This is a genomic window from Streptomyces rapamycinicus NRRL 5491 (assembly GCF_024298965.1).
GTDB classification, from domain to species: Bacteria; Actinomycetota; Actinomycetes; order Streptomycetales; family Streptomycetaceae; genus Streptomyces; species Streptomyces rapamycinicus.
The window spans coordinates 4,641,934-4,653,581 of record NZ_CP085193.1; the positions used below are offsets into that span (position 1 = coordinate 4,641,934).

Annotated in this window: 8 protein-coding genes; 6 read left to right on the forward strand and 2 right to left on the reverse strand. The window is 71.7% G+C overall.

Translation table 11 applies throughout. The annotated features are described in order from the left end of the window. The first annotated feature begins 19 nt into the window (after positions 1-19). The 3 genes from fomD (at position 20) to LIV37_RS19005 (ending at position 4,147) form a co-directional block, all read left to right on the forward strand. Positions 20-721, forward strand: coding sequence for a cytidylyl-2-hydroxypropylphosphonate hydrolase (gene fomD / locus LIV37_RS18995; RefSeq protein ID WP_020868728.1), 702 nt, complete (start codon positions 20-22; stop codon positions 719-721). Positions 722-856: 135 nt separating this feature from the next. Continuing rightward, positions 857-1,576, forward strand: coding sequence for a class I SAM-dependent methyltransferase (locus tag LIV37_RS19000; RefSeq protein ID WP_020868729.1), 720 nt, complete (start codon positions 857-859; stop codon positions 1,574-1,576). A 57-nt stretch (positions 1,577-1,633) separates the two neighbouring features. Beyond that, positions 1,634-4,147 carry a SpoIIE family protein phosphatase gene (locus tag LIV37_RS19005; protein ID WP_121824759.1) on the forward strand — a complete coding sequence of 838 codons (2,514 nt, stop codon included), beginning with the start codon at positions 1,634-1,636 and terminating at the stop codon, positions 4,145-4,147. Between the two features lie 64 nt (positions 4,148-4,211). Here the strand turns inward: LIV37_RS19005 and LIV37_RS19010 are convergent, their stop codons facing one another. Beyond that, positions 4,212-4,859, reverse strand: a complete 648-nt coding sequence (locus LIV37_RS19010) for a TetR/AcrR family transcriptional regulator (protein WP_020868731.1) — start codon at positions 4,857-4,859, stop codon at positions 4,212-4,214. A 114-nt stretch (positions 4,860-4,973) separates the two neighbouring features. Between LIV37_RS19010 and LIV37_RS19015 the strand changes: the two genes are divergently transcribed. Genes LIV37_RS19015 through LIV37_RS19025 form a run of 3 tightly spaced genes read left to right on the forward strand, consistent with a single transcriptional unit; the run spans position 4,974 to position 9,183 of the window. Then, positions 4,974-5,885, forward strand: coding sequence for a shikimate dehydrogenase (locus LIV37_RS19015; protein ID WP_121824758.1), 912 nt, complete (start codon positions 4,974-4,976; stop codon positions 5,883-5,885). A 2-nt stretch (positions 5,886-5,887) separates the two neighbouring features. Further along, positions 5,888-7,699 (forward strand): bifunctional sugar phosphate isomerase/epimerase/4-hydroxyphenylpyruvate dioxygenase family protein, encoded by a 1,812-nt coding sequence (locus LIV37_RS19020; protein WP_020868734.1) that lies wholly within the window; start codon positions 5,888-5,890, stop codon positions 7,697-7,699. Positions 7,700-7,749: 50 nt separating this feature from the next. Continuing rightward, the gene (locus LIV37_RS19025) at positions 7,750-9,183 is read left to right on the forward strand and encodes an Nramp family divalent metal transporter (RefSeq protein ID WP_020868735.1); all 1,434 of its coding nucleotides are present in this window, start codon (positions 7,750-7,752) and stop codon (positions 9,181-9,183) included. Between the two features lie 58 nt (positions 9,184-9,241). Here the strand turns inward: LIV37_RS19025 and LIV37_RS19030 are convergent, their stop codons facing one another. Then, on the reverse strand, positions 9,242-11,476 hold the full coding sequence (locus LIV37_RS19030; RefSeq protein ID WP_020868736.1) for a transglycosylase domain-containing protein: 2,235 nt from the start codon (positions 11,474-11,476) through the stop codon (positions 9,242-9,244). Positions 11,477-11,648: the final 172 nt, after the last annotated feature.

An 11,648-nucleotide genomic window follows, 5' to 3' on the forward strand; every position in this document is an offset into this window, starting at 1 on the left:
GCGCACCTAAGATCTGCTCATGACAGCGGACATCGTGGGGACGACGGGGACGGCGGACATCGCCCGGTGGGCACCGGGCGACCATATTCTGTGGCGCTATCGGGCCAACGCCTCCGACCTCATCCACATCTGCCGTCCCGTGACCGTCGTCGAGGACACCGCCGAGCTGCTCGCCGTCTGGCTCGCCCCCGGCACCGTCTGCGTCAAACCGCAGCTCACCGACGGCACCGAGGTGCACCACGAGCCGCTGTCCACCCGGTACACCAAGCCGCGGACCACCGCGCTGTCCCAGTGGTTCGGCACCGGTGTGCTGAAGCTGGCCCGGCCCGGCGAGCCGTGGTCGGTATGGCTGTTCTGGGACCATGGCTGGCGGTTCCGGAACTGGTACGTGAACCTGGAGGAGCCCCTGGTCCGCCGGGACCGCGGAGTGGACTCCGAGGACCACTTCCTGGACATCGCGGTCTACGCCGACCGCAGCTGGGAATGGAAGGACGAGGACGAGTTCGCGCAGGCGCAGCGGGCCGGGCTGATGGGTCCCGAGCAGGCGGAGCGGGTCCGGGCCGCGGGGCGGGCGGCCACGGCGGCCATCGAGTCCTGGGGAGCGCCCTTCCGGGACGGGTGGGAGAACTGGCGGCCCGACCCCGCGTGGTCCGTGCCCGCGCTTCCGGCGGACTGGGGCCGTACGGACAAGAAGCACACCTCGGCACACTCGAGGTCATGAACCTCTTGTCGTGTCCCAGTGTTTCAAACGTAGGATCGTCGTCCGGAACACTGCCCATGCGGGACAGCCAGACGCCGGCGCAAGTCACGGGCGATGCGCAAGATCTGACGTAATGTCACAGGAGGGGGCGGAGTCGTGAGTGGTGAGGACGGGCACGGGGACGGTTACGAGGGCTACGAGGACTTCGACCGCCTCGCGCTGGACCGCAGCGGTCAGGCGGAGGCCTTCGACCACATCGGCGACCGCTACGACGACGCCTTTCCGCACAAGGAGGGCCAGATCGACGCCGGCCGCTGGCTGGCCGAAACGCTTCCGCCCGGCTCCCGGGTGCTCGACGTCGGCTGCGGTACGGGCCTGCCCACGGCCCGTCAGCTGGTCGACGCGGGGCACGAGGTGGTCGGGATCGACATCTCCCCGGGGATGCTCAAGCTCGCCCGGGACAATGTGCCGGAGGCCACCTTCCACCATGTGGACATCGTCGATCTGCGGGTGGGCGGCCGGTACGGCCCCGGAGGCCCCCAGGAGTTCGGCCCGTTCGACGGCATCGCCGCCTACTTCACGCTGCTGCTGCTGCCCCGCCCGGAGATCCCGTACGCACTGCGGACCCTGCACGCCGCCCTCAGACCCGGAGGGCTGCTGGGGCTGGGCATGGTGGAGGCGGACGTCGACGACTTCCTCATTCCGTTCCTCGGCAACTCGGTCCGGGTATCCGGTTATCTGCGGGACGAGCTGCGCCAGGCCGTCCGCGATGCGGGCTTCGAGATCGCCGGGGAGGACTCGCACGCGTACGCCCCGGCCAGCACGGACGTACCACCCGAGATCCAGCTCTATCTGAACTGCCGACGACGTGCCTGACACTCGGTGCGCCCACGAGACGCGGGCACACGGCCCCGGACGGATGGAAACCCACGCGTGACGGAGCACCCCACCTCCCACAACAGGCGGCAGACGGCCACCTCTGCCGCCGCCCCGGGCGCGGCCGCGCCCGACGACGCGCACGGCGCGGTCCCGGACCCGCGGACCGCCGTGCGGCAGACGGCTGCCCCCGGCCAGGAGCCGGGCGACGGCCGCCCACGTCCGGCCTACCCCACGGACGGCCCCGCCGGCCCGGCGGCCCACGACGGACCCCCGGGTCCGGCCGGGGAGCCCGCGCCCCGCGCCAGAGGGCGCGGCGCCGCCCCCGAGCGCGGCGAGGGCGCCGACCGGACGGGGCCCGCGCGCCGTGGCCGGGGCAGGAACGGCGCGGACGGGGCGGGCGGGCGTGGGAGCGCCGCCGCGGCGCGCGGTGACGGGGGCAGGGAGCGCCGGAACACGGCGGAGAGCGAGCACCCGGCGCAGCCGGAGCACGGCACACCGGAGGGCGAGCCTGTGTGGGACGCGGATCACAATGCCGCAAGAGGCGCGTCGCGCCGACCCGGAGCGAACGGCGGCACCGGCCCCGACGAGCAGCCCCCGGCCGCCCAGGGCGACGGGCGCGGCCGGGGAGCGGCGCGCCGGGGCGCCGGCGCGGGCGAACATCCGGAGCGGCCCGGCGGGGCCCACGCGGCGGCTGCGCCCGGCGGGGCCCAAGCGGCCGCCGGGTCCGGTGAGGCCCATACGGCGGCCGCCACGGCGGGCGAGGTCGGCTACAGCGCGCCGGAGGGCGGAGTGCCCACGGTGCCGCCCGCGGGCGGCTCCGCGGCCGCCGAGGCGGCCGCCGAGGCGGCCACCGCGCGGGACCGGGGCGGTGACCGGCTGCGGTTCGTGGGGGCCGCGACGCGCCGGATCGCCCGGGGCATCGACCTGGACGAGATCGTGCTGGGCCTGTGCCGGGCCACCGTGCCCACCTTCGCCGACGCGATCCTGGTCTATCTGCGCGATCCGTTGCCGGTCGGCGACGAGCGCCCGGTCGGCCCGGTGGTGCTGCGGCTGCGCCGCACCGACCGGATCCCGCTGGACCCGGACACCGACAGCGGCCGGCTTTCGCTGCTGCCCTCCCAGCCGGATCTGTCGCCCGCCGTGGGCGGCGGCCCGGCCGCCGAGCTGTGCGAGGTGGAGGCGGGCGGCCCGCTGGCCGAGGTGCTGCGCGGGGTGCGGCCGGTGTTCGGCGACTCGCAGGCCGCCCGTGCCGCGCTGCCGGAACTGCTCGGCGAGGGGCCCTCGGTGGCGACCGGTCAGCGCACCGTGCTGGCGCCGCTGCGCGGCCGCCGCCGGGTGATCGGCGCGGCCGTCTTCGTACGCCGCCCGGACCGGCCGCCGTTCGAACCGGACGATCTGCTGGTGGCGGCCCAGCTGGCCACCCACACCGCGCTCGGCGTCGACAAGGCGGTGCTGTACGGGCGCGAGGTGTACATCGCGGACGAACTCCAGCGCACCATGCTGCCCGACTCGCTGCCGCAGCCCACCGGCGTCCGGCTGGCCAGCCGCTATCTGCCCGCGGCCGAGACCGCGCGGGTCGGCGGCGACTGGTACGACGCGATCCCGCTGCCGGGCAACCGGGTGGCGCTGGTGGTCGGCGATGTGATGGGCCATTCGATGACCTCCGCCGCGATCATGGGCCAGCTGCGCACCACCGCGCAGACCCTCGCCGGGCTCGACCTGCCGCCCCAGGAGGTGCTGCACCACCTCGACGAGCAGGCCCAGCGGCTGGGCACCGACCGCATGGCCACCTGCCTGTACGCGGTCTACGACCCCGTCGCGCACCGCATCGTGGTGGCCAACGCGGGCCATCCGCCGCCGCTCCTGCTGCACCGGGGCGGCCGCGCCGAAGTGCTGCGGGTGCCGCCGGGGGCGCCGATCGGGGTCGGCGGCGTCGACTTCGAGGCGGTCGAGCTGGACGCGCCCGCCGGGGCCACCCTGATGCTCTACACCGACGGTCTTGTCGAGTCGCGGATGCGCGATGTGTGGACCGGGATCGAGCAGCTGCGGGAGCGGCTGACCGCCACCGCCCGGCTCACCGGCCCCAACCCGCCGCCGCTGGAGCCGCTGTGCGACGAGGTGCTGGACATGCTCGGCCCCGGCGACCGCGACGACGACGTGGCGCTGCTCGCGGCCCGGTTCGAGGGCATCGCGCCCAGCGATGTCGCGTACTGGTTCCTGGACCCCAAGGCGCAGACCGCCGGGCAGGCGCGCCGGCTGGCCCGCCGGGCGCTGGCCCGCTGGGACCTGGACGATCTGACGGACGCGGTGGAGCTGCTGGTCAGCGAGGTGGTGACAAACGCGGTGCGCTACGCGGAGCGGCCCATCACGCTGCGGCTGCTGCGCACCGACGTGCTGCGCTGCGAGGTCGGCGACGACGTGCCGCAGCTGCCCCGGCTGCGCCAGGCCCGGCCGTCCGACGAGGGCGGGCGCGGGCTGTATCTGGTGAACCGGATGGCGCGGCGCTGGGGCGCGACCCGGCTGTCCACGGGCAAGGTCGTCTGGTTCGAGCTCGCGATGCCGTCCTGAGCCGCCCCGCCCCCGTGTGCGACGGGTCCTGCGCCGTATGGTCGCCGTACGGTCGCAGTACGGTTCAGGACCCGGCGCGGAGGTACGCCACGACCATGTCGCCGACCATCCGGCGGTAGTGGGCGCGGCGCCCCGGGTCCAGGGGGTCGCGGCCGAAGAGGGTGCCGAAGGTGTGCTGGTTGGCCACCGGGAAGACGGCGAACGAGCTGATCATCATGTGGACGTCGACGGCGTCGGCGTCGTCCCGGAACACGCCCTGCTCGCGGCCGCGGGCGAGGATCCCGGAGATCAGGTCGATCACCGGTGTGCCGGCCTTGGCCAGCGTCTCGGACTTGGCCAGGTGCTCGGCCCGGTGGATGTTCTCGATGGACACCAGCCGGATGAAGTCGGCGTGTTCGGTGTGGTGGTCGAAGGTCAGCTCGGCCAGGTGCCGGATGGCCTCGGCGGGGTCCAGACCGGTGACGTCCACGGCCTGTTCGGCCTCGCGGATACCGGTGTAGGCGCGCTCCAGGACCTTGATGTAGAGCTGCTCCTTGCCGCCGAAGTAGTAGTAGATCATCCGCTTGGTGGTGCGGGTGAGGGCGGCTATCTCGTCGACGCGGGCCCCGGCGTAGCCGCGTTCGGCGAATTCGCGGGTCGCGACGTCCAGGATCTCGGCCTGGGTGCGGACGGCGTCGCGGAGGCGGCTGTTCTTCGGCGGCTGATCGCTCATGCTGGGGCCACTCTACGTCCAGGGGGTTCACAAGAGGGCGGTCCTGGGCCTTTACTGTCCACGCTACTAACGAACCAGTTCGTACATTAGCCGGGAAGGCGGGAGGTCGCCCGTATGCGCGGCAACACCGGGCAGTCACACGAGAACCGGGAGGGGCGGGAGTCCTGTCTGGTGGGGCTGATCGGATCCGGAGTGGGCCCCTCGCTTTCCCCCGCCCTCCACCAGCGCGAGGCCGACCGCCACGGGCTGCGGTATCTCTACCGCCTGATCGACATCGATCCGCTGGGGCTCGGCCCGGACGGGGTCGGCGAGCTGGTGCGGGCCGCCGCCCGGCTGGGCTTCGACGGGCTCAACATCACCCATCCCTGCAAGCAGACGGTGATCGGGCATCTCGACGGGCTGTCGGAGGACGCCGCGCTGCTCGGCGCGGTCAACACGGTGGTGTTCGGCGAGGACGGCCGGGCGATCGGCCACAACACCGACTGGTCCGGCTTCGCCCGCTCCTTCAGCCGCGGTCTGCCCGACGCGCCCACCGGCGAGATCGTGCTGCTCGGCGCGGGCGGGGCGGGCGCCGCCGTCGCCCATGCCCTGCTGACCGTCGGCGCCGACCGGCTGACACTGGCCGACACCGACCAGGCGCGGGCCGCCGGGCTCGCCGGGACGCTGGCGACACGGTTCGGCGCGGCCCGGGTCCGTACCGTCGCTCCCGGCGGGCTCCCGGCGGCCGTCGGCGGCGCCGACGGGCTGGTGCACGCCACCCCCACCGGGATGGCCGCCCACCCCGGGCTGCCGCTGCCCGCCGAGCTGCTGCGGGCCGGGCTGTGGGTCGCCGAGGTGGTCTACCGCCCGCTGGAGACCCCGCTGCTGGCCGCCGCCCGCGCGGCCGGCTGCCGCACCCTGGACGGGGGCGGCATGGCCGTCTTCCAGGCCGCCGACGCCTTCCGCCTCTTCACCGGCCGCGAACCCGACGCGACACGGATGCTCACCGACCTCTCCGACCTGCTCGAGCTCCCCGCCGGAGGCTGATCATGCGCAAGTCCATCGCCACCGTGTGCCTCAGCGGCACCCTCGAGGAGAAGCTCACCGCCATCGCCGCCGCCGGTTTCGACGGGATCGAGATCTTCGAGAACGACCTGCTGGCCAGCCCCCTGTCACCGGAACAGGTCCGGGACCGGGCCGCCGAACTCGGTCTCACCATCGACCTCTTCCAGCCGTTCCGCGACGTCGAGGCCGTGCCCGAGGACCTCCTGGCCCGCACGCTGCGCCGGGCCGAGAAGAAGTTCGCGGTCATGGAGCGGCTCGGGGCGGATCTGATGCTGGTGTGCTCCAGCGTCTCCCCCGCCGCCCTCGACGACGACGCCCTCGCCGCCGGGCAACTGCGGCTGCTGGCCGCACGGGCCGCCGCCCACGGCATCCGCGTCGCCTACGAGGCGCTCGCCTGGGGACGGCATGTGAACACCTACGACCACGCCTGGCGGATCGTCCGGCAGGCCGACCACCCGGCGCTCGGCACCTGCCTGGACAGCTTCCACATCCTCTCGCGCGGCTCGGACCCCAAGGGCATTGAGGAGATCCCCGGCGAGAAGATCTTCTTCCTCCAGCTCGCCGACGCCCCGCTGATGGCCATGGACGTCCTCCAGTGGAGCCGCCACTACCGCTGCTTCCCCGGACAGGGCGGCCTCGACGTGGCCGGGCTGCTGGCGCACGTGCTGCGGACCGGCTACGAGGGGCCGCTGTCCCTGGAGGTCTTCAACGACGTCTTCCGGCAGGGCGACACCGACCGCACCGCCGTGGACGCGCTGCGCTCGCTGATCGCCCTGGAGGAGACCGCGGGCCGCACCGATCTGCCCGCCCCCGTCGTCCCCACCGGCTTCGCCTTCGCCGAACTGGCTTCCACCGGCCCCGAGCTGCCCGCCCTGCTGACCGAGCTGGGCTTCGCGCGCACCGGCCGCCACCGCTCCAAGCCCGTGGAGCTCTGGGAGCAGGGCGACGCCCGTATCGTCCTCAACTCCGGCCTCGACGCCACCACCGGGCACCCCGAGCCCGCGCTCGCCGCCATCGGCCTGGAGACCCCCGACCCGGCCGCCTCCGCGGGCCGGGCGCGGGCCCTGCTCGCCCCCGTACTGCCGCGCCACCGGGCCGTGGCGGACGCCCCGCTGGACGCGGTCGCCGCGCCCGACTCCACCGAGCTCTTCTTCTGCCGCACCGAACACCCCGACCACCCCAGCTGGACCGGCGACTTCAGAGCCTGTGTCATATCCCCGCGCGCCGCCTCCGCCTCCCCCGCCGGGATCACCCATGTCGACCACGTGGCGCTCACCCAGCCCCGGCACCACTTCGACGAGGCGTCACTGTTCTACCGCGCCGTCCTGGGGCTGCGGCCGCACGAGTCCCTGGAACTGGCCGATCCGTACGGGCTGCTGCGCAGCCGGGCCGTCTCAGGCGCCGACGGCTCGGTACGGCTCGCGCTCAACGTCGCCCAGATCCGCCCGGGTTCGGGCCCGTCCGGCTCGCTGTGGCAGCACATCGCGCTGCACAGCCGGGACATCGTCGCCACCGCGCGCCGGCTGCGGGAACGCGGCGCGCCCCTGCTGCCCATTCCCGACAACTACTACGACGACCTCGAAGCGCGCCATGAGCTCGACCCCGGGCTCCATCGCACCCTGCGGGAACTCGGCCTGCTCTACGACCGGGACGACAGCGGCACCTTCCTGCACCTGTACACGGCCACCGTCGGCCGGGTCTTCTTCGAGATCGTCCAGCGGATCGACGGCTACCAGGGCTATGGCGCGGCCAACGCGCCCGTACGCCTGGCCGCCCAGCACGCCCGCACCCGCTGAACCCCCTTCCCCCGTCCGGATACGGCCTCGCCGTCCCCCGAGGAGCCGCCATGTCGTCAGCGTCGTCGACACCGTCCGCCCAGCGCCCGTCCCCCACCGCCGCCCCACCCGACTGTCTCGATCTGCCCGATCCACCACCGCTGCGCACGATGGTCGGCCCGGGGGTCGTCGCCGTCGGGATCGGCATGGCGGCGGGCGAGATCATCCTCTGGCCGTATCTGACCTCGGTCGGCGGGCTCGGGCTGCTGTGGCTGGCGGTGGTGACCCTGGCCATCCAGACGGTGATCAACCTGGAGATCGAGCGCTACACCCTGGCCACCGGGCAGACCGTGGTCGCCGGATTCTCCCGCTGGTCCAGGGCCTGGGGCATCCTGATCTGCCTGGCCGGGGCGTTCCAGTACGTCTGGCCGGGCTGGGCCACCTCCGGATCGACCGTGCTCACCTATCTGACCGGCGGCGGCGATGTCGTCTGGATCACCGTGGGCTCACTGGTGGGCTTCGGGGTGGTGCTGACCGTCTCACCGGTGGTCTACCGCACGATCGAGAAGGTCGAGCTGGTCAAGGTCATCCTGACGCTGTTCTTCCTCGCCGTCATCGCGGTCGCCGTCATCGGCTGGCACACCTGGACCACGGCGGGCGAGAAGACCGTGACCGGCGCCGGCCGGATCCCGGACGGCATCACCTTCACCATGATCCTCAGCGCGCTGGGCGCCGCCGGGGCGGGCGGGGTGCACAACCTGGTGCTCAGCAACTGGATCCGGGACAAGGGCTACGGCATGGGCGCCCATGTCCCCAAGCTGGTCTCCCCCATCACCGGCCAGTCGGAGGCGTCGGGCGCCGACCGCTACGCCTTTCCGCAGGACGAGGCCAACCTGGCCCGCTGGCGGATCTGGTGGCGGCGGGCCAACACCGAGCACATCCTGTCGTTCTTCGTGATCTGTCTGGTGACGATCGGGCTGATGAGCATGCTCGCGTACGAAACCCTCTTCGGGCGCGACGACGTGGAGAACAGCCCGGAGTTCCTGCGGCTCCAGGGCGATCTGCTGGGGCAGCAGGTGGGCGACTGGCTCAAGATCCTTTTCTTCGCGGTGGCGACGGTCTCGCTCTGGGCCGCTTCGATCGGTCTGCTCGACATCATCGGACGGGTGGTCAGCGACTTCGCCAAGCGCAACTACCTGCGCGATTCGGCCTTCTGGACCGAGGGGCGGCTGTACTTCGCGGTGGTGTGGGCCGAGGTCGCCATCGGCTCGGGGATCCTGCTGTCCGGGGTGAACCAGCCGATCGTGCTGCTGACCATCTCCACCTGCACCGCCTCCATCGTCACCCTCGTCTACACGGCGCTGCTGATCCGGCTCAACCGCCGCGATCTGCCGGCCGCCGTACGGCTGCGGGGGCCACGGCTGGGCATGATGCTGCTGGCCATCGGCTTCTACGGCTTCTTCGCCCTCGCGATGCTGAAGAGCCAGCTCGAGGAGAATTTCTGACACGACCCCAGGTCCCCGCGGTGCGGGCGCGCCCCTCGGCACGCCCGCACCGGGTTCGTCACTCCTGGTCTCTGCGCAGGAAGCCGCCGCCGTCGGCGTCACCCGAGGCCGAGCTCGACGGGTCGGGCGGGCTCGGGGAGTCGGCGTCGCCCGAGGGGGACGCCGACGACGAGGCGCTCGACGACGCGCTGGACGACGGGCTGGACGACGGGGACGAGGAGGGCGACTCGCTGTTCGACGGCGACGAGGACGGGCTGGACGACGGTGACTCCGAGGTGTCGCTCGAACTCGGCGACGGGGGCGGCTTGACCGCCGCACCCATGTCGGTGTCCAGGTCGAACTTCGAGGCCTTCTGGCCGTTCAGCGCGGACTGGGTGTACGCGGCCCAGATCCTGGCCGGGAAGTCACCGCCGTTGACGCGGCCGCCGCCCGCGGTGCCCTTGAGCGAGACCTGCTTCTTCTCGCCCTCGCCGAACATCCCGACCGAGGTCACCAGGTCGGGGGTGTAGCCGGAGAACCAGGCCGACTTGTTGTCGTCGGAGGTGCCGGTCTTGCCCGCGACGGCCTGGCCCTGCTGACGCACGGCCTGGCCGGTGCCGTCATCGACCACGCCGGTGAGCACGGAGGTGACGGAGTCGGCCGCACCGCGGCTGATCGCCTGCCCGTTGGTGGGATCGGGCAACTGAGGGCGCTCATCGCCCTTCTCGGCGGACTTCACGATCGCCGGGGTGACCTTCTTGCCGTGGTTGTCGAGGGTCGCGTAGACCCCGGCCATGTCACGCGGGCTGGCGCCCATCACGCCCAGCGACATCGCGGGGCGCACGTCGAAGCCGCCCGCGTCCTTGTTCATGCCGAGGTCGATGGCGGTGTTCTTCACCTTGTCCAGGCCCACGTCCACCGCCATCTGCGCGAAGACGGAGTTGACGGAGTTGTTCATGGCCTTCTGGACGGAGATGGGGCCGTAGGACTTGTTGTCCTCGTTCGGCGGGGCGAAGCCGGTGATCGATCCCTTGACCGGTCGCTTGCTGGTGCCGTCGTAGATGGTGCTCGCCGTGATCGGGGTGCTGTCCTGCGTGGTGGAGCCGTTCTCCAGCCCCGCGGCCAGGATCAGCGGCTTGAAGGTGGAGGCGGGCTGGTAGTCCTCGCGGGTGGCGTTGTTGTAGTAGTGCTCGGTGTAGCCGGTACCGCCGTACATCGCCACCACACCGCCGGACTCCGGGTCCACCGAAACCGCTCCGACCTGGGCGTACTTGTCGACCTTGCGCTTCTTCGGGTCCAGCTTGTCGGTCAGCTCGGTGCGGACCGCCTTCTCCAGCGCCTTCTGCTTCTTCTTGTCGATGTTGAGGGTGATCGTCCAGCCGCCTGCCTCGATCTCGTTCTCCGAGACCCCGGCCTTGATCAGCTCCTTGTTGGCGGCGTCGATGAGGTAACCCGCCTGGCCGTCGCGTCCGGGGATGGGGCGCGGTGGGACCGGCACGTCGAACTTCATGCCCTCGCGCTCGCTCTTGGACAGCCAGTCCTTCTCGACCATGTTGTTGAGGACGTAGTTCCAGCGGGCCTTCACCTGCCGCTTGCCGTTGGGGCCCGCCGCCGCCCAGTCGTACTGGCTGGGTGCCTGGAGCACCGACGCGAGATAGGCGCCCTGTGCGACGCTGAGGTCCTCGACGTCCTTGTCGTAGTACGCGCGGGCGGCCGCCTGGATGCCGTAGGCGCCGCGGCCGTAGTAGCTGGTGTTGATGTAGCCCTGGAGGATGTAGTCCTTGGACTTCTGCTGATCGACCTTGAGCGAGATCACCAGTTCCTTCAGCTTGCGGCTGACGGTCTGTTCCTGGCTCAGGTAGTAGTTCTTGACGTACTGCTGGGTGATGGTCGAACCACCCTGTTTGCCCCGGCCCAGCGCGGTGTTGATGAGACCGCGGGCGGTGCCGGTGAACGAGACGCCGGAGTCGCCGTAGAAGTCCTTGTTCTCGGCGGCGACAAAGGTGTGCTGCACCTCCTTGGGAATCTTGGACAGCGGTACGGACTCACGGTTGACGTCACCCGTCTTCGCCATGATCGTGCCGTCGCCGTACTTGTAGATGTTGGCCTCGGCCTTGGCCGCGGCGTTGGCGGGCGGAACCTCGACCAGCAGATAGAGGACGAAGAACGCCCCGACGAGCAGTACACCGAGCCCCAGGACGTACCCCAGCAGCCACTTCCAGGTGAAGAAGCGGCGTATGCCCCCCGACTTCGCCGCCTTCTTGGCTCTGCGAGCGCTCTTCTGCCGCGCGCGTCGCTCTTCCGCTCTACCCATCGCTCCCGCCGCTCCAGTCCGTAAGCCCCCCAGGCCAGCTCATGAAACTAACACCGCAACAACCCTCAAATGCCCATCGATCTAGCTTTTTCCGAAGGTGACAAAAAGCACCCACTCCAAGGGAACTGACGGCTTACGGGCCCCAAGGGTTGCCGCCGGCCCATAATGTGCT

Excerpts from the sequence above, each read along its gene's own strand:
- fomD (WP_020868728.1), top strand. The coding sequence starts at position 20 with ATGACAGCGGACATCGTGGGGACGACGGGGACGGCGGACATCGCCCGG.
- LIV37_RS19010 (WP_020868731.1), bottom strand. The coding sequence starts at position 4,859 with ATGAGCGATCAGCCGCCGAAGAACAGCCGCCTCCGCGACGCCGTCCGC.
- LIV37_RS19015 (WP_121824758.1), top strand. The coding sequence starts at position 4,974 with ATGCGCGGCAACACCGGGCAGTCACACGAGAACCGGGAGGGGCGGGAG.
- LIV37_RS19020 (WP_020868734.1), top strand. The coding sequence starts at position 5,888 with ATGCGCAAGTCCATCGCCACCGTGTGCCTCAGCGGCACCCTCGAGGAG.
- LIV37_RS19025 (WP_020868735.1), top strand. The coding sequence starts at position 7,750 with ATGTCGTCAGCGTCGTCGACACCGTCCGCCCAGCGCCCGTCCCCCACC.
- LIV37_RS19030 (WP_020868736.1), bottom strand. The coding sequence starts at position 11,476 with ATGGGTAGAGCGGAAGAGCGACGCGCGCGGCAGAAGAGCGCTCGCAGA.